Consider the following 18,030-nt stretch of genomic DNA (forward strand, 5'->3'; position numbering starts at 1 on the left):
TGGAGCACTCAGGTTTGTCTCTTGACGTTTCAGAGCGTTAAACCCTTTTTGCAGTGCAGGAGACTTCGATTTCTCGATTTTCGCTTGACGTCCTTTACGGACCAATTGATTAATAGTTGGCATTGTATTGCCACCTCCTTCCAATATGTTTGAGCCTTTTGTAAACCGTCTGTTAAGCCCACAGACCCAGGCGGTTCATAAAAGGACAAATGAAAAGTTTTTGCCTGTCCCTCGACCTGCAAAAACGTTCCTGACTTCCTTTATTTAAGGACGACAGCCATCGCACTTCCAACCTCAATCCCGCAAGCTCTGCCTAGCTCCTTCATCGTCTCCACATAGGTGACTTTGACGGTATGCTTCTCACATAGCTGTACGATCTTGGTAATTAGATGCTGTTCTGCATCCTGCGCAATATAGACTTCTTCAGCCTGGCCTTGCTCGACAATCCGCATCGTCTGCTTCGTGCCGATCTTGATCCGGGCATCCTGTAATCCTTTATCATTAGTCATCTTACGATTCCCTCCAAAAGATCAGGGATAACGTTCTATTCACGCACCTTTGCTATAGTAGCATTACCATAGGCCAGGTGTCAATACATAAATCAATATGATTTTAAAAGTAATGACAATATTAAAGGTCATCTTGTAAAAACCACAAAACGGAAACCGGTCCGGAAAAAGGAAATTCCTCTTCCCGGCCGGCTGAGTTTTGCAGCCACGATGCCCAGCATGCCAGGCATCGCCTATTTATTCAACCTGTTGAATCGTTAACGTTGCCGACTACTCGACCGTTACAGTTTCCAGGTTTTCTTCGTTGCCTTCCAGTTGCTCAGGCTCTTCAAATTTAACGCTGCGATAGCGGTTCATACCGGTTCCGGCAGGAATCAGCTTACCGATAATAACGTTCTCTTTGAGACCGAGCAGTTTGTCGACTTTACCTTTGATCGCAGCGTCAGTCAGGACACGAGTTGTCTCCTGGAACGATGCAGCGGACAGGAAGGAGTCTGTTTCCAGGGAAGCCTTCGTAATACCGAGCAATACCGGTTTCGCAACAGCAGGCTCACGGTCTGCAACGATCGCCACTTTGTTAGCATCTTCATACTCATAGATGTCTACAAAGGAGCCTGGCAGCAGTGTCGTTTCGCCATTGTCAACGATACGGATTTTGCGCAGCATTTGACGGATCATAACCTCAACGTGTTTATCGTTGATTTCTACGCCCTGGTTACGGTATACGCGCTGTACTTCTTGCAGAATGTAGTTCTGCACGCCGCGAATACCTTTGATACGAAGCATTTCTTTCGGGTCGATCGAACCTTCTGTCAGCTCGTCCCCTGCTTCGATCTCTGCGCCTTCGCGTACACGTAGACGGGAACCGTAAGGTACAGAGTATACTTTGGTTTCTGCTTCGCCTTCGATTTCGATCTCACGACGGTCTTTCGCTTCGCGAATTTCCTTAACGGAACCGTCGATCTCACTGATTGTCGCCTGACCTTTAGGGTTACGGGCTTCAAACAGCTCCTGAATACGCGGCAAACCTTGTGTGATATCGTCTCCGGCTACACCACCGGTGTGGAATGTACGCATCGTCAACTGTGTTCCTGGCTCACCGATGGATTGGGCAGCGATAATACCAACCGCTTCACCGATCTCCACATGTTTACCTGTTGCCAGGTTGCGACCGTAACATTTTTTACATACGCCATGACGTGTACGGCAACTCAGTACGGAACGAATCTGTACTTTGTTAATACCCGCAGCAACGATCGCTTCCGCTTTGTCGGAGTCGATCAGTTCGTTACGGCCAACGATCAGTTCGCCCGTTTGTGGATGACGAACAGTTTCGAAGCAGTAGCGTCCTTCCAGACGATCGTACAGATCTTCGATCACTTCTTTACCATCTTGAATGCGACCAACGATAAAGCCTTTGTCTGTACCGCAATCGTCTTCGCGCACGATTACGTCCTGTGCTACGTCAACAAGGCGGCGAGTCAGGTAACCGGAGTCAGCCGTACGAAGCGCTGTATCCGCCAGACCTTTACGCGCACCGTGAGTGGACAGGAAGTACTCAAGGACAGTCAGACCTTCACGGAAGTTCGATTTGATTGGCAACTCGATGATCCGACCGGATGGGTTGGCCATCAGACCACGCATACCGCCCAGCTGGGTGATCTGCGATTTGTTACCACGGGCTTTAGAATCAACCATGAGCATGATGGAGTTGTAGCGATCCATCGATTTCATGAGGATATCGGTCAGCTCGTCCTTTGTACGGGACCAGATCTCGATAACACGGTCATAACGCTCTTCATTGGTGATCAGACCACGGCGGTATTGGTTTGTAATAACGGCAACTTTTTTATCGGATTCAGCCAGCAATGCTGTCTTCTCCGGTGGAACGACAACGTCCGACACGGCAACCGTAATACCGGCACGTGTGGAGTATGTGAAACCAAGCTGCTTGATTTTGTCCAAAATGACCGAAGTCAATGTGGTATGGTAAATTTCGAAACAACGCGCAATGATCGTACCGAGATACTCTTTGCCGACAGCGCCGGTTTGTGGAACAGCCTTCATAAACTCCAGTACATCTGTACCTTTTTCGTAGATGAAGTAGTGATCCGGAATACCTTGATACAGGTTCGCACGAGTTGGCTCGTTGATATAAGGGAACGATTCAGGGAAAATCTCGTTAAAGATAATCCGTCCTACCGTCGTGACGAGCAGACCTGTTTGTTGCTTCTCGGTAAAGCTTGTTTTACCGAGCGCTTTAGCAGGAATTGCAACACGAGCATGCAGGGAAGCTGTTCCACGTTGATAAGCGGATACCGCTTCGTTGACAGTACGCAGAATCATACCTGCGCCCTTCGCTTCCATGTTGTCCATCGTCAGGTAGTACGAACCAAGCACCATATCCTGGGATGGCGTAACAACTGGCTTACCGTCCTTAGGGTTAAGGATGTTACCGGATGCCAGCATCAGCAGGCGTGCTTCCGCTTGTGCTTCAGCAGACAATGGTACGTGAACCGCCATCTGGTCACCGTCAAAGTCAGCATTGTATGCTGTACATACGAGTGGATGCAGACGAATCGCGCGGCCTTCAACCAGAATAGGTTCAAATGCCTGGATACCGAGTCTATGCAGCGTCGGTGCACGGTTCAGCAGAACCGGGTGCTCCTTAATTACTTCTTCCAGTACATCCCACACTTCAGGGCTTACGCGTTCAACTTTGCGCTTCGCACTCTTAATGTTGTGTGCCAGACCTTTGTTCACCAGCTCTTTCATTACGAAAGGCTTGAACAGTTCCAGTGCCATTTCTTTTGGCAGACCACACTGGTACATTTTCAGATAAGGACCTACGACGATAACCGAACGACCAGAATAGTCGACACGTTTACCGAGCAAGTTTTGACGGAAACGACCCTGTTTACCTTTCAGCATGTGGCTGAGGGATTTAAGTGGGCGGTTACCTGGACCGGTTACCGGACGTCCACGACGACCGTTATCGATCAAAGCATCGACCGCTTCTTGCAGCATACGTTTCTCGTTTTGTACGATAATGTCAGGCGCGCCCAGATCAAGCAGGCGTTTCAGACGGTTGTTCCGGTTGATGACACGACGATACAGATCATTCAGGTCAGATGTAGCAAAACGTCCGCCATCCAGCTGTACCATTGGACGAATTTCCGGTGGAATAACCGGCAGTACGTCCATGATCATCCAATCTGGAGAGTTGCCGGAGTTACGGAATGCTTCGATCACTTCAAGGCGTTTGATCGCACGGTTACGACGTTGACCTTGAGCGGTACGCAGCTCTTCACGCAGGAATTCCAGTTCTTTGTCCAGATCGAGGTCTTGCAGCAATTTTTTGATTGCTTCTGCACCCATACCTGCTTGGAAGCCGTAGCCGTATTTCTCACGGTAGCTGCGGTATTCTTTTTCGGACAGTAGTTGTTTCTTTTCCAGTGGTGTCTCGCCTGGATCGGTAACAACATAAGATGCAAAGTAGATAACTTCCTCAAGGGAACGTGGGGACATGTCCAGTGCCAGACCCATACGGCTCGGGATACCTTTAAAGTACCAGATATGCGATACAGGTGCTGCCAGTTCGATGTGTCCCATACGCTCACGGCGTACTTTGGCACGAGTTACTTCAACGCCACAACGGTCACAAACGACCCCTTTGTAACGTACACGCTTGTATTTACCGCAATGACACTCCCAGTCTTTTGTCGGTCCAAAAATGCGTTCGCAGAACAGACCATCTTTCTCTGGTTTGAGCGTACGGTAGTTGATTGTCTCCGGTTTTTTAACTTCTCCGCGGGACCAAGAACGAATTTTGTCTGGGGAAGCAAGCCCAATTTTCATAAATTCGAAATTGTTAACGTCTATCAAGAGACACCCCTCCTAAGGCCAAATCCTATTTATTGTAAAGCTCTGTATTCCGCACAAAACCCAATGCTCTGTCCCATGAAGAGGATAAGACCGGAAATGCTCCGGTCTTCCTTCATAGGACAATGCTTGGGAATATGACAAGTGTTATTAATCTACGCCAACTTCGGAGCCTTCAAGGTTGAGGCTCAGTTTATCATTAGTCGTACCTTCGTCTTCGTCATCCAGCTCTCTCATTTCGATCTCGTTTTCTTCTTCGTTCAGGATTTTCACATCCATACCTAAACTTTGAAGCTCTTTGATCAAAACTTTGAATGATTCAGGAACGCCTGGTTCCGGAACATTTTCGCCTTTAACGATCGACTCGTATGTTTTCACACGACCAACGACATCATCGGATTTGACGGTAAGGATCTCTTGCAGAGTGTAGGCGGCGCCGTAAGCTTCCAGTGCCCAAACCTCCATCTCCCCGAAACGCTGACCACCGAACTGAGCTTTACCACCCAGCGGCTGTTGCGTAACGAGCGAGTAAGGACCAGTGGAACGGGCGTGGATTTTATCGTCAACCATGTGCGCCAGTTTGATCATGTGCATGACACCAACAGTGACTTCACGCTCAAACTCATCGCCAGTTCTACCATCGTACAAAATAGTTTTACCGTTGCGCTGCATGCCGGCTTCTTCCATCGTATCGAATACATCGTACTCGTTCGCACCGTCAAATACCGGTGTGGACACGTGGATACCAAGCTTCATTGCAGCCATACCAAGGTGAACTTCCAGAATCTGACCGATGTTCATACGGGAAGGTACGCCCAGTGGATTCAGTACGACCTGTACAGGTGTACCATCCGGCATAAATGGCATATCTTCTTCCGGCAGAATACGGGCCACGACCCCTTTGTTACCGTGACGTCCCGCCATTTTGTCACCTTCGGAGATTTTACGTTTTTGCGCGATGTATACACGTACCAGGTGGTTAACGCCTGGTGGCAATTCATCGCCGTTCTCTCTGGTGAACACTTTAACGTCTACGACGATACCGTCTGTACCGTGAGGTACTCTCAGGCTCGTATCGCGGACTTCACGAGCTTTCTCACCGAAGATCGCATGCAGGAGGCGTTCTTCTGCTGTCAGCTCGGTTACACCTTTAGGCGTAACTTTACCAACGAGAATGTCGCCAGCAGCAATCTCCGCACCGATGCGGATAATACCGCGCTCGTCAAGATTTTTCAGTGCGTCTTCCCCAACGTTCGGGATATCACGCGTAATTTCTTCCGGTCCAAGCTTGGTGTCGCGGGCTTCGGATTCGTATTCCTCGATGTGGATCGAAGTGTATACATCTTCCTTCACCAGTTTCTCGCTCAGCAGGATCGCATCCTCGTAGTTATAACCTTCCCAGGTCATAAAGGCTACGACAACGTTACGTCCCAGTGCAATTTCACCCATCTCAGTGGAAGGACCGTCTGCCAGGATATCGCCTTTTTTGATGATATCGCCAGTTTTCACGATCGGACGCTGATTAATCGATGTCCCTTGGTTCGAACGCATAAATTTGTGTAATTTATATCTAACAAGGTCGCCTTTGACTTCCTTGCCATCTACGTTCTCGATACGGCGCAGTGTAATCTCACTCGCAGTGGAGCGTTCAATCACACCATCAAACTTACTTACGATACATACGCCAGAATCTTTCGCTGCTTTGTGCTCCATCCCTGTACCGACCAGTGGCGCCTTAGGAATAAGCAGTGGCACCGCCTGACGTTGCATGTTAGAACCCATAAGCGCACGGTTGGAGTCATCGTTTTCCAGGAACGGAATGAGCGCTGTCGCTACAGACACAACCTGTTTAGGCGATACGTCCATATAGTCAACACGTTCACTTGGCATAGGCAGGATGTTGTCCGCCTGCTTATTGTAACGAACGATAACCATCTCGTCCGCAAACGAGCCATCTTCCGTCAACTGTGCATTCGCCTGAGCGATAACATAGTTATCTTCCTCATCCGCTGTCATATAGTCGATATGTTCCGTTACACGGTGTGTTTTCGGATCGACGCGACGATATGGCGCTTCGATAAAGCCGTATTCGTTAATACGAGCAAAGGTAGACAGGGAGTTGATCAAACCGATGTTCGGTCCCTCTGGAGTCTCGATCGGACACATACGGCCATAGTGACTCGGATGGACGTCTCGAACTTCAAAGCCTGCGCGCTCACGAGTCAAACCACCCGGTCCGAGTGCAGACAGACGACGTTTGTGCGTCAGTTCGCCCAGTGGGTTCGTTTGATCCATAAACTGCGACAGCTGGGAGCTACCAAAGAACTCCTTGATCGATGCAATCACAGGACGGATGTTGATGAGTGCCTGCGGTGTGATCACGTTAGCGTCCTGAATGGACATTCTTTCGCGAACGACACGTTCCATACGGGATAAACCGATACGGAATTGGTTTTGCAGCAGCTCACCTACGGAACGCAGACGACGGTTACCGAGGTGGTCAATATCGTCCGTGTTACCGATACCTTGAAGCAAGTTCAAGAAGTAACTGATCGACGAAATGATATCTGCTGGTGTAATGTGTTTTGTCACTTTTTCGATGTTGCCGTTCGCAATAATGGAAACGACTTTACCATCTTCATTTGGTGAGAACACTTTAATCGTTTGCAGTGGAATATCGTTAGCATCCAGTACGCCACCTGCAACATGATAAGTTTGGAAGTTCAATTCGCCTTCCAGGTACGGCATGATCTCGTCAAGCAGACGACGATCGACCATTTCCCCTGCTTCAGCCACGATCTCTCCTGTAGTAGAATCGATCAGTGTTTCAGCCAGACGCTGGTTGAACAGACGGTTTTTAATGTGCAGCTTTTTGTTGATTTTGTAGCGACCAACGTTTGCCAGGTCATAGCGTTTTGGATCGAAGAAGCGTGCTACAAGCAAGCTTTTCGCATTATCCAGTGTTGGTGGCTCGCCCGGACGAAGGCGCTCATAGATCTCAATCAGCGCTTTTTCAGTCGAGTCGGTATTGTCCTTATCCAGGGTGTTACGAATGTATTCATCATTGCCAAGCAAGTCCAGAATTTCAGCATCACTGCCGAATCCGAGCGATCTTAACAGCACAGTTACTGGAATTTTGCGGGTGCGGTCAATACGAACATAGACAATATCTTTCGCATCCATTTCCAGTTCCAACCATGCTCCACGGTTAGGAATGACGGTAGCTGTATATGATGTTTTACCATTTTTATCGACTTTAGTGCTGAAATAGACGCTGGGAGAGCGAACCAACTGGCTGACAATAACCCGTTCTGCACCGTTGATAATAAACGTGCCGGTTTCCGTCATCAGCGGGAAATCACCCATGAATACTTCCTGCTCTTTGACTTCACCCGTTTCTTTGTTGATGAGACGGACTTTAACCCGCAGTGGAGCGGAATACGTAACGTCGCGCTCTTTCGCGTCGTCTACTGTATACTTAGGCTCACCCAGGCTGTAGTCGATGAACTCAAGCACCAGATTGCCAGTGAAATCCTGAATTGGCGATATATCTTGGAACATTTCACGCAATCCTTCATCCAAAAACCACTGATAAGATTTTTGTTGGATTTCGATCAGGTTTGGTACTTCAAGAACTTCGTTAATTCGTGCATAACTTCGCCGAGTGCGTCGACCATATTGAACAAGATGTCCTGCCAACTTATACTCACCCCTTAATGTCTACTCACATAAAAATTTCATTGCGAACTGCTGTTTGGATCACGTATAATAAGTCCATAACATAGAAGTTCACACCCACAAATAGAGAAAAGCTCTTATCGAATTGTTTCGAAAAAAGAGCACCATCAGCTATAAACGGATGTGATCCAGTATCTGAAACGCGGATTGCGGTTGAAAATAACCGAAATACCGATTATTATACGTTTATGGGCAATATTAAACACCCTTTAGCATGAATAATTTTCGTAACTTTCAGAAAACTAAAGTCAAAAAGGGCATCTTAATACTGACATTTTGTAATAATATCATATTAAGCAATCAGAGTCAACCTCTATCGCCTATTCTACGTTGTTAACATCATTGTTGTTTCGACAGAAAGCTGCTTACCCTGGCCGGTAAGTGGCTTTTTTATTTGGTTGCTTTGAAAATGCGATAACCCTTATCTTTGGTAACTTCCTCTACCTGCTCAAACAGCTGCTCTAGCTTCGCTTTGGCGGAAGGAGCACCCTGCTTTTTTTGGATAACAATCCATAATGAGCCGCCTGGCTCTAAATGTGCAGCCGCCTTTTCAAAAATCAGGTGTACTGTTTCTTTGCCTGCACGGATCGGTGGATTCGTGATCACAACTGTGAACTTCTCCCCTTCTACCGCTTCAAACAAATCACTCACCCGAATATCGACATTATGAATGTTATTCAGCTTCGCATTCTCACGCGCTAGCTCCACTGCCCGTTCATTCACATCGACCATCGTTACACGTCCCTGCGGTGCGAGCATAGCAGCCGATAACCCCATCGGCCCATAACCACAACCTACATCCAGTACACGTGCATCTGCTGCAATATCCAGCGCTTCGATCAAGACTCGGCTACCATAGTCAATCCCTGTTTTGGAAAAGACACCGGCATCACTTATAAATGTAAATGGACGTCCACGCAGCTCGGTTTCCAGCTTACGGCGTTCATGTGCAGCACCTGGCTGACTGGAATAATAATGATCTCCCATATCATTCCCTCACTTTTTCTTACGAAACCTCTTTATAAAACACAAACCCCTTGAATGAATTCAAGGGGCTTGCAAGAAATAAGAGAGTCTCTTATTTCACTTCTACGGATGCGCCAGCTTCTTCCAATTTTGCTTTAACGGATTCAGCTTCGTCTTTGCCAACGCCTTCTTTGATTGGTTTCGGAGCGTTGTCAACCAGTTCTTTTGCTTCTTTCAGACCCAGACCAGTTACTTCACGAACTGCTTTGATTACGTTGATTTTGGAAGCACCAGCAGATGTCAGTACTACGTCAAACTCAGTTTGCTCAGCTTCTGCTGCGCCGCCTGCCGCTGCTGCTGCTACTGGAGCTGCTGCAGTTACACCGAATTCTTCTTCGATTGCTTTTACCAGATCATTCAGTTCCAGTACAGTCATGCCTTTGATTGCTTCAAGGATTTGTTCCTGACTCATTTATAAACCCTCCATATTGGTTGTATTTTTTGTTTGGCTATCCATAGCCGATTTTACGCCGCAAGGGCGTGAGTTCGATGAACAATGTGCTTACGCGCTTTGCTCTTCTTTCTCGGATACTGCTTTAACTGCCAGTGCGAAGTTACGAACTGGAGCTTGAAGTACGCTAAGCAGCATGGACAACAGACCATCGCGGGATGGCAAGGATGCCAGTGCTTTGATTTCGTCCGCGCTTACTACGCGACCTTCTACTACGCCGCCCTTCAGTTCGAGAGCATTGTGAGTTTTTGCAAAATCGTTCAGAATTTTAGCTCCGATTACTGCATCGTCTTTGCTGAACGCGATTGCGGTAGGACCTACCAGCACTTCGTTCAGTTCAGTCAATTCAGCAGACTCAGTTGCGCGGCGAACCAGTGTATTTTTCAATACCTGGAACTCAACGCCAGCTTCGCGCAGTTGTTTGCGCAATTCTGTAACTTCAGCAACGTTCAGGCCACGATAGTCAGCAACAACTGTCGATACGCTTTCGCGCAGTTTAGCTGCAACGACTTCTACCGCTTCCTGTTTTGTCTGGATCACTTTTGCGTTTGCCAAGTTTGGACACCTCCTGATTGTTTTTTGGCCTTTTGGTCATTCATAGATGAGCAACCAAAAAGTTCTACGGGCATGAAAAAAGCCCCCGTAGAATCACGAAGGCTTGATAAGTTGGAATACGAGGGAAGCTGCCGAAGCAGTAATCCCCGTATCCTTTATTCTATCAGAACACCTCGGTAGGAAATTAAGCCGCAAGCGGCACCTACTGTCTACGGTTAAACATATTCAAGTGTAATTGCAAGAACAAGTTCGTGCATCATCACAACTTTTACAGATTATCAAATGCGTTGACGAATGTCAACACTAAATTATCTGTAGTTCGTAGCGTTTACGCGAGCGCTTGGTCCCATTGTGGAAGATACCGCAATGTTTTTCAGGTAGATACCTTTTGCCGCAGCTGGTTTAGCGCGGTTCAGAGCTTCGATAAGAGCCTTAAGGTTCTCGTTCAGTTGCTCTTCAGTGAAAGATACTTTACCGATTGGCGCGTGAATTTGTCCTGCTTTGTCCAGACGGTATTCGATTTTACCAGCTTTGATTTCTTGAACAGCTTTGGCAACGTCGAATGTAACTGTACCTGCTTTAGGGTTAGGCATCAGACCTTTACCACCAAGCAGACGGCCCAGTTTACCAACTTCACTCATCATGTCCGGCGTAGCTACGCAGACATCGAAGTCGAACCATCCTTGTTGAATTTTGTTGATCATGTCCTGATCGCCAACGAAGTCAGCACCAGCAGCTTCCGCTTCTTTTGCTTTTTCGCCTTTCGCGAATACGAGAACACGTTGAGTTTTACCAGTACCGTGTGGCAGTACAACGACACCACGAACAGCCTGATCTTGTTTACGAGGGTCTACACCCAGACGTACTGCTGCTTCAACAGTTTCGTCGAATTTTGCAGTAGCTGCCTTTTTAACCAGGGCAACTGCCTCGGCTGGCTCGTAACTAGCTTCGCTGTCAATCAGCTTAACAGCTTCCAGATACTTTTTACCATGTTTAGCCATTTATTATTCCTCCTTTGTGGTATTAGCGGATATTCCTCCCACATATACGGAACCAGATGATTCCGCATAGACTGCATTCTTGCGAAAACAGTAAAGACTAATCTTAGTCTTCGATTGTGATACCCATGCTACGTGCTGTACCTTCAACCATCAGCATTGCCGTCTCAACGGACGCTGCATTCAGGTCAGGCATTTTTTGTTCAGCAATTTCACGAACTGCGGAACGTTTAACAACTGCAACTTTCTTCTTGTTCGGTTCGCCAGATCCTTTTTCGATCTTAGCAGCAACTTTCAGAAGAACCGCAGCCGGTGGAGTTTTTGTGATGAATGTGAAAGAACGATCTTCAAACACAGTGATCTCAACCGGAATGATCAAACCTGCTTGATCTGCTGTACGAGCGTTGAACTCTTTACAGAATGCCATGATGTTGACACCTGCTTGACCCAAAGCCGGACCTACTGGAGGAGCCGGATTCGCTTTACCAGCTGGGATTTGCAGTTTTACCATTTTGATTACCTTTTTAGCCATGTAAAACACCTCCTTGCGAATAGTGGTAGACGGACATCGCTGCCCTCCCACGTAAAACGCCGCCGTTATGGGCATACACCACACAACCTGCGGTTAAACCGGAAACACCGGTCAGAATCGTTACAGATTACGCTGTACCAATCCCCTGTGTCATCCTAGAAACCTGCTTATATCTTTTCCACCTGAGTATAATCCAGCTCAAGCGGGGTTTCCCGTCCGAACATGTTAACATGTACTCTGAGCTTGCTTTTGTCTACCAAAATTTCTTCCACGGAGCCAACAAAGTTCGCAAACGGTCCAACTTTGATGCGCACGGATTCTTTAACCTCGAAGTCGATATGCTCCTTCGGTTCAACCATACCCATATGTTTGAGAATTTGTTCTACTTCTTCCGGCAGCAGCGCAGTCGGCTTGGAGCCTGAACCTGTCGAACCGACAAAGCCGGTTACACCAGGCGTATTGCGTACTACATACCAGGAATCGTCAGTCTGGATCATTTCAACAAGCACATAACCTGGGTAAACTTTACGCATAACGGTCTTTTTCTTACCGTCTTTGTTTACCAGCTCTTCTTCCATCGGAACAAGAACTCGGAAAATCTTGTCTTCCATGCCCATCGACTCAACGCGTTTTTCCAAATTGGCCTTGACCTTGTTTTCATACCCGGAATAGGTATGAACGACGTACCATCTTTTTTCCATATCAAGCCACCTGGAACCCTTCTTAAATTATCGCTTCGATCACAGCGGAAATGCCGATGTCCAAAACCCAAAAATAAATGCCGACAAACAGAATCGTACCAATAACGATAAGCGTGTAGTTGGTCAGCTCTTTACGATTAGGCCAGCGAACCTTTTTAAGTTCAGCCCAGCTTTCGGAGAAAAAGGAAAACACAGACTTGAAGCTTCGTGCCACGATTACACCTCCAAAAGACGATCTGGTTAAACGAAGACCTCATCCAGACCCAAGAGTCTGTTTTGCTCTTCATCCCCATGTGGTCAGGGTGGTTACGCAAGTTCTCAGGCACGCCATTCTTCAAAGCATTAAAGATTGGCACACTTAAAAACAGGCGATTTTTGGCCTACCTAAAACACTTTAGCATAGCACCCTTACACTGTCAACGAATATTAACGTTTGTTTTACAAAAATTTTCCGTTTTGCAACATGGTCATTTCCGGCGCAAACGGCCGTATCTTATAGTGGCATCGGCAAAATAAAAAAGACTCCATGATAGAGTCTTCACTTGGTTGCTTGCGGAGTTCAGTTATCGTCCCGTACTTCCAAATATCGCTCCAGCTTACGTTTGACACGCTGTAGCGCATTATCGATCGACTTCACATGACGACATAGATCAACCGCGATTTCCTGATAGGAACGTCCATCCAAATACAGCATCAGCACTTTGCGTTCCAGCTCGCTGAGGATTTCGGACATTTTATCTTCAAGGCCGGTAAACTCTTCCTTGTTGATCACCAGTTCCTCAGGGTCGGACATCGCTGAGCTACAGATGACATCGAGTAAGGTACGGTCGGAATCTTCATCATAGATTGGCTTATCGAGCGATACATACGAATTGAGTGGAATGTGCTTTTGCCGGGTGGCTGTTTTGATCGCCGTAATGATCTGGCGCGTGATGCACAGCTCGGCAAATACCTTAAACGAGGACAGCTTATCGTTTTTAAAATCGCGAATCGATTTGTACAGGCCAATCATACCTTCTTGCACGATATCTTCGCGATCGGCACCGATTAGGAAATAAGAACGGGCTTTTGCGCGCACGAAGTTTTTATACTTGGTAATCAAGTATTCCAGTGCTTCGGAATCGCCATGGCGGACGGCTTCTACAAGATCTTCATCACTCTGGTAATCATATGGTGATACCATGATATCTTTGAGGTCGACACTCACAAACAATCCCTCCGGTTGCAACGCAAGGTCTCCGTTACCCTATAAAATATAGCATCAGTATATATTATGTAACCTCACATCGTCAACCGAATTTACGCCATTTAACACGGGATTGCACACATATGTGTTCGTATTACCCTAAACAAGAACAAGGGTTCGTAGATAAGCTATCATCACAGTGACAGCCTACTCCCCCCTGCGCCATTTTTCAAACATCATTCGTTGTTGCGCATTTAGCTTTCTATCCAGTGTATTCCGGCTGCTATCTTGCTGTTGTTCACGCAGACGCTCTTTAATTTGCTTTTCGCTAATCTGCACGTCAACAAGCAGCTCGCGTGCGGATACACGCAATGCCCCCTGACCGAAAATGACATGCTGCTCAGTCATATCGCTGGTCGCTACATAAATCTCTCTTCGGCGCTGTCGCAATTGGCCAACAAAGCGCTCAATCGCTTCATCGGCTGTCTCTTTTTCCTTTGTAAAATACAGCTCGACCTTGCCCTGCTCATACACCTTGCCCAATCCGGGTACTCGATAGGCATCGAATACGGCAATGACCCGGCGTCCGGAAAACGCCTGATAATTCGCCAATCGTTCCAGCAGGCGATCACGCGCCTCCTGTAGACTAATCTCTGATAGCTTGGCGAGTTCGGGCCAGGCTCCGATCATATTGTAGCCATCTACCAGCAGCACATCACGGAGATCAGCCATCATCTCTACCCTAGCGACTGACGGCGGCGCAGCACTTCATACATAATGACGCCTGCCGCTACAGAGGCATTAAGAGAATTGATCTGACCTTGCATCGGCAGCTTAACGAGCACATCGCATTTCTCGCGAATCAGTCTGCCCATCCCTTTGCCTTCATTACCGATCACAATCGCTACCGGTCCGGTAAACACGTCAGCCTGATACAGATTGCTATCTGTATTCAAATCGGTTCCGACTACCCATACGCCCTGCTCTTTCAGGCGATCGATCGTTTGTCCGAGGTTCGTCACACGTGCAACCGGCACATATTCTACCGCTCCAGCCGACGTTTTCGATACGGTTGCCGTGATCGATGCTGAGCGGCGCTTCGGAATGACGACACCATGCACACCAGTGCAATCCGCTGTTCGCAAAATCGAACCGAGATTATGCGGATCTTCAATCTCATCCAGCAGTACAATAAACGGTGCTTCTCCCTTCGCCTCAGCTGCCGCAAGAATATCTTCTACTTCTGCATACGCATAAGGTGCCGCCTGCGCGATAATACCCTGATGTTGTACGCCAGGCACAAAGCTATCCAGCTTGCGCTTGTCCACATACTGGATCACGATGCCTTTTTCTCTTGCTTCGGTCACTACAGATTGCACGAGATTTTTTTGTGATCCATCGGCAATCCAGATTTTATTAATACTTCTTCCAGCACGCAGCGCTTCCGTAACGGAATGCTTGCCCGCGATATATTCCTCTTCCATATGTGTTCCTCCTGTATTGTCAATCGCATGTCTATTGCTCATTCATTACCCGCTTTCGTAGCAAGTGCACAACGGTTCATCCTGTCGTCTATTCGATGAGGGATGAAGCACTTCTATTCAAAACGGAAGCAGCCGCACCTGCTCAAGGCTTGGACGGCTGCTCCAGATGCTGTATTCCTGTAGTAATCAGCTCCAAAATGCGCGGCTGATTGCCCTTATAGTACAAGTAACCAAGCAGACACTCCCATGCGGTTGCATAGCGATAGTCGAGCACACTGGCATTTTTAGGAACGGTGCCGGATTTGGCATTGCGCCCCTGTCTGACGACGCTTGCTTCTTCTTCGGTCAGCTGTGGCTCCAGATGTTGTAGCATTTTCGCCTGCGCGCCTGCCGATACAAAACTCGTCGACAAACGATGTAGATGATTAGGACGTAGATTTTTGCCGGATAGCAGATACTGGCGAACCGCCACCTCATGGATCGCATCACCGATATACGCCAGTGCCAATGGAGGCATCTGATCCAGTGGGCGAGACAGTTCAAAGGGGAACCACATGAAAGGCTGTTCTTGATCGGAAGATGTCATACGCTGCTCCCTCCGTTCATTTGCGGCGCCATCTCATACCTTGCGGTGTATCTTCAAGCAAAATGCCCTGTGCAGACAGCTGATCACGAATTTCGTCCGAACGTGCCCAGTTTTTGTTACTGCGTGCTTCGATGCGCTCAGCAATGAGTTTCTCTACGTCTTCGTCCAGCAGTTGCTCATCTTCCCAGTACAGACGCAGCACTCCATTCATCTCGTCGAATAGAGACAGCAGCGCTTCCAGCGATGCTTTTTGCACAACTTCACGTTGCAGCAGCTGATTCGCTTCATTTACCCATTCAAATACCGCTGTAATCGCATCCGGTGTATTGAAATCATCCTGCATTTTCTCATGGAACAGGACGCGAATCGCTTGCAGGCGAGTAGCCAGTTCGGCATCTACCGGTGATGATGCATCCGAAGCGGACAGACGATGTTTTACATTACCGACTGCATTGCCAATACGCTCGATGCTATTTTCCGCCTGTGTCATCGTATCATCGGTATAATTCAGCGGATTGCGATAATGCGTCGATAGCATCAGGTAACGAATCGCTGCTGGCTTGTGTGCGGCACGCAGATCTTTGACGAGGATACCGTTTCCGAGTGACTTGGACATTTTCTCGTCATCGATACGGATAAAGCCGTTATGCATCCAGTAGTTGGATAGCGGCTTGCCGGTTACCGACTCGGATTGTGCGCATTCGCATTCATGGTGCGGGAATTGTAGATCCTGACCACCACCGTGAATATCCAGCGTATCGCCGAGATAATGACGCACCATTGCAGAGCACTCGATATGCCAGCCAGGACGACCGTCACCCCAGGGACTTTCCCAGAAAATCTCCCCCGGCTTTGCCGCTTTCCAGAGGACGAAATCTTCTGGATTTTCTTTACGTTTGTCGACTTCGATCCGAATCCCAAATTGCAGCTCATCCAGCTTCTGATGGGACAGCTTGCCATAATCTGCGAATTTACGGGTACGGAAGTACACATCGCCTTCCTTCGCATACGCGACACCTTTATCGATCAATGCGCTAATAAAATCAAGAATAACGTCCATATTTTCCGTTACACGTGGGTGGATCGTTGCACGGCGAATACCGAGTCCTTCCAGATCAGCAAAGTAAGCATCGATAAAACGTTCAGCCACTTCGATGACGGTTGTATTCAGTTCCTCTGCCTTGCGGATCAGCTTATCATCGACATCGGTAAAGTTTACCGCATAGTCTACTTTGTAGTGCTGATTTTCCAAATAGCTACGCACGACGTCAAAAAAGATCATCGGACGCGCATTGCCGATATGAATGTAATCATAGACGGTCGGTCCGCACACATACATTTTCACTTCGCCAGGCACCTGGCTAACGAAATCTTCTTTTTTGCGACTCATTGTATTATAAATTTGCAATGCCATACGTTTATCCCTCTCTCTGTTCAAGGTCGAATCGGTTAGATTCGGCTGGATGGTGCTGCTCCTATTGGTGTTATAACTGCGGCAGGTTGATGTGTATTGAATTGTGATCTCAACTGAAACTCAATCCAGATCGCATCGTCTTAGCAGGAATGACGGTTATGCTCCCGTGTCGACATCATCCGATGATCGAGCTGGCGCTGTTGCTGCTCCAGCTCCTGTTTGAGCCGATCGATCTCAGCTTGCAGCTCTGCTAATCGGGATGCTACCGGATCGGGCATCTGGTGGCTGAGTCGGTCTGCGCGCTTACCATCTTGAATGACGATTTTACCGGGAATACCGACTACGGTACTGTTAGCAGGCACTTCGCGTAACACGACCGAATTGGAGCCGATGTTGGAGTTGGAACCGACGGAAAATGAACCGAGAATTTTCGCACCGGAACCGACAACGACATTATTGCCGATCGTCGGATGACGCTTGCCTTTCTCCTTGCCAGTACCGCCCAGTGTGACCCCCTGATAGATCACCACATCGTCACCGATCTCACATGTCTCTCCGATCACGACACCCATTCCATGATCGATAAACAGACGTTTACCAATCGTAGCGCCGGGATGAATCTCGATACCGGTCATAAAGCGACTCATCTGCGACACCACACGCGCAACCGTAAAAAATTGTCTGTTGTAAAACCAGTGCGCAAGCCGGTGCGCCCAGATTGCATGCAATCCTGAATAGGTAAAGATGACTTCAAACCAGCCCCGCGCGGCCGGATCATTATCGAACACGGCGCGGACATCGGATTTTAAATTGGTCAGCATTGGATTACCTCTCTTTGCTTGCGCTCATTAAAAAACGCCCCCGCAGCCAGTTACGGCTGCAGAGGCGTCGGTTTACGCGGTTCCACTCTGCTTGGACAAATGAGCGATATCGAATCGCCTGACTGTACATCCGTAGATGAAAGTCGT

Annotated in this window: 16 protein-coding genes, 1 pseudogene and 1 other annotated feature; all 17 genes and pseudogenes read right to left on the reverse strand. The window is 47.9% G+C overall.

The window, feature by feature from the left end:
* A pseudogene (locus tag AAHF22_RS21450) lies at positions 1–123 on the reverse strand (30S ribosomal protein S12); the annotation flags it as partial.
* A gap of 137 nt (positions 124–260) precedes the next feature.
* On the reverse strand, positions 261–509 hold the full coding sequence (locus tag AAHF22_RS21455) for a ribosomal L7Ae/L30e/S12e/Gadd45 family protein (RefSeq protein ID WP_347327045.1): 249 nt from the start codon (positions 507–509) through the stop codon (positions 261–263).
* A 270-nt stretch (positions 510–779) separates the two neighbouring features.
* Positions 780–4,394 carry a DNA-directed RNA polymerase subunit beta' gene (gene rpoC / locus AAHF22_RS21460; protein WP_347327046.1) on the reverse strand — a complete coding sequence of 1,205 codons (3,615 nt, stop codon included), beginning with the start codon at positions 4,392–4,394 and terminating at the stop codon, positions 780–782.
* Between the two features lie 147 nt (positions 4,395–4,541).
* Complete coding sequence (rpoB, locus tag AAHF22_RS21465; RefSeq protein WP_347327047.1) at positions 4,542–8,090, reverse strand: DNA-directed RNA polymerase subunit beta; 3,549 nt, start codon at positions 8,088–8,090, stop codon at positions 4,542–4,544.
* 429 nt (positions 8,091–8,519) lie between these two features.
* Positions 8,520–9,116, reverse strand: a complete 597-nt coding sequence (locus tag AAHF22_RS21470) for a class I SAM-dependent methyltransferase (RefSeq protein ID WP_347327048.1) — start codon at positions 9,114–9,116, stop codon at positions 8,520–8,522.
* A gap of 91 nt (positions 9,117–9,207) precedes the next feature.
* Positions 9,208–9,567 carry a 50S ribosomal protein L7/L12 gene (gene rplL, locus AAHF22_RS21475; protein WP_347327049.1) on the reverse strand — a complete coding sequence of 120 codons (360 nt, stop codon included), beginning with the start codon at positions 9,565–9,567 and terminating at the stop codon, positions 9,208–9,210.
* A 90-nt stretch (positions 9,568–9,657) separates the two neighbouring features.
* Positions 9,658–10,161, reverse strand: coding sequence for a 50S ribosomal protein L10 (rplJ, locus tag AAHF22_RS21480; RefSeq protein ID WP_347327050.1), 504 nt, complete (start codon positions 10,159–10,161; stop codon positions 9,658–9,660).
* A gap of 66 nt (positions 10,162–10,227) precedes the next feature.
* Positions 10,228–10,394: a sequence feature (ribosomal protein L10 leader region), on the reverse strand.
* 75 nt (positions 10,395–10,469) lie between these two features.
* Positions 10,470–11,162: a 50S ribosomal protein L1 gene (gene rplA / locus AAHF22_RS21485; RefSeq protein ID WP_347327051.1), complete on the reverse strand. Its 693-nt coding sequence runs from the start codon at positions 11,160–11,162 to the stop codon at positions 10,470–10,472.
* Positions 11,163–11,265: 103 nt separating this feature from the next.
* Positions 11,266–11,691, reverse strand: coding sequence for a 50S ribosomal protein L11 (gene rplK / locus AAHF22_RS21490; protein ID WP_188777932.1), 426 nt, complete (start codon positions 11,689–11,691; stop codon positions 11,266–11,268).
* Between the two features lie 167 nt (positions 11,692–11,858).
* Positions 11,859–12,392 carry a transcription termination/antitermination protein NusG gene (gene nusG, locus AAHF22_RS21495; protein WP_347327052.1) on the reverse strand — a complete coding sequence of 178 codons (534 nt, stop codon included), beginning with the start codon at positions 12,390–12,392 and terminating at the stop codon, positions 11,859–11,861.
* A gap of 22 nt (positions 12,393–12,414) precedes the next feature.
* Positions 12,415–12,606 carry a preprotein translocase subunit SecE gene (gene secE, locus AAHF22_RS21500; RefSeq protein ID WP_188777936.1) on the reverse strand — a complete coding sequence of 64 codons (192 nt, stop codon included), beginning with the start codon at positions 12,604–12,606 and terminating at the stop codon, positions 12,415–12,417.
* Between the two features lie 345 nt (positions 12,607–12,951).
* Positions 12,952–13,599 carry an RNA polymerase sporulation sigma factor SigH gene (gene sigH / locus AAHF22_RS21505; protein ID WP_347327053.1) on the reverse strand — a complete coding sequence of 216 codons (648 nt, stop codon included), beginning with the start codon at positions 13,597–13,599 and terminating at the stop codon, positions 12,952–12,954.
* Positions 13,600–13,785: 186 nt separating this feature from the next.
* The gene (locus tag AAHF22_RS21510; RefSeq protein ID WP_347327054.1) at positions 13,786–14,310 is read right to left on the reverse strand and encodes an NYN domain-containing protein; all 525 of its coding nucleotides are present in this window, start codon (positions 14,308–14,310) and stop codon (positions 13,786–13,788) included.
* Between the two features lie 5 nt (positions 14,311–14,315).
* Positions 14,316–15,062 carry a 23S rRNA (guanosine(2251)-2'-O)-methyltransferase RlmB gene (gene rlmB / locus AAHF22_RS21515; RefSeq protein ID WP_347327055.1) on the reverse strand — a complete coding sequence of 249 codons (747 nt, stop codon included), beginning with the start codon at positions 15,060–15,062 and terminating at the stop codon, positions 14,316–14,318.
* 142 nt (positions 15,063–15,204) lie between these two features.
* Positions 15,205–15,648, reverse strand: coding sequence for a Mini-ribonuclease 3 (locus AAHF22_RS21520; protein ID WP_347327056.1), 444 nt, complete (start codon positions 15,646–15,648; stop codon positions 15,205–15,207).
* A gap of 16 nt (positions 15,649–15,664) precedes the next feature.
* A complete protein-coding gene (gene cysS / locus AAHF22_RS21525; protein WP_347327057.1) occupies positions 15,665–17,062 on the reverse strand; it encodes a cysteine--tRNA ligase in 1,398 nt (465 codons plus the stop codon).
* 140 nt (positions 17,063–17,202) lie between these two features.
* Positions 17,203–17,883 carry a serine O-acetyltransferase gene (cysE, locus tag AAHF22_RS21530; RefSeq protein WP_347327058.1) on the reverse strand — a complete coding sequence of 227 codons (681 nt, stop codon included), beginning with the start codon at positions 17,881–17,883 and terminating at the stop codon, positions 17,203–17,205.
* Between the last annotated feature and the right edge of the window lie 147 nt (positions 17,884–18,030).

Source organism: Paenibacillus wenxiniae (assembly GCF_039822605.1).
Taxonomy (GTDB): domain Bacteria; phylum Bacillota; class Bacilli; order Paenibacillales; family Paenibacillaceae; genus Saccharibacillus; species Saccharibacillus wenxiniae.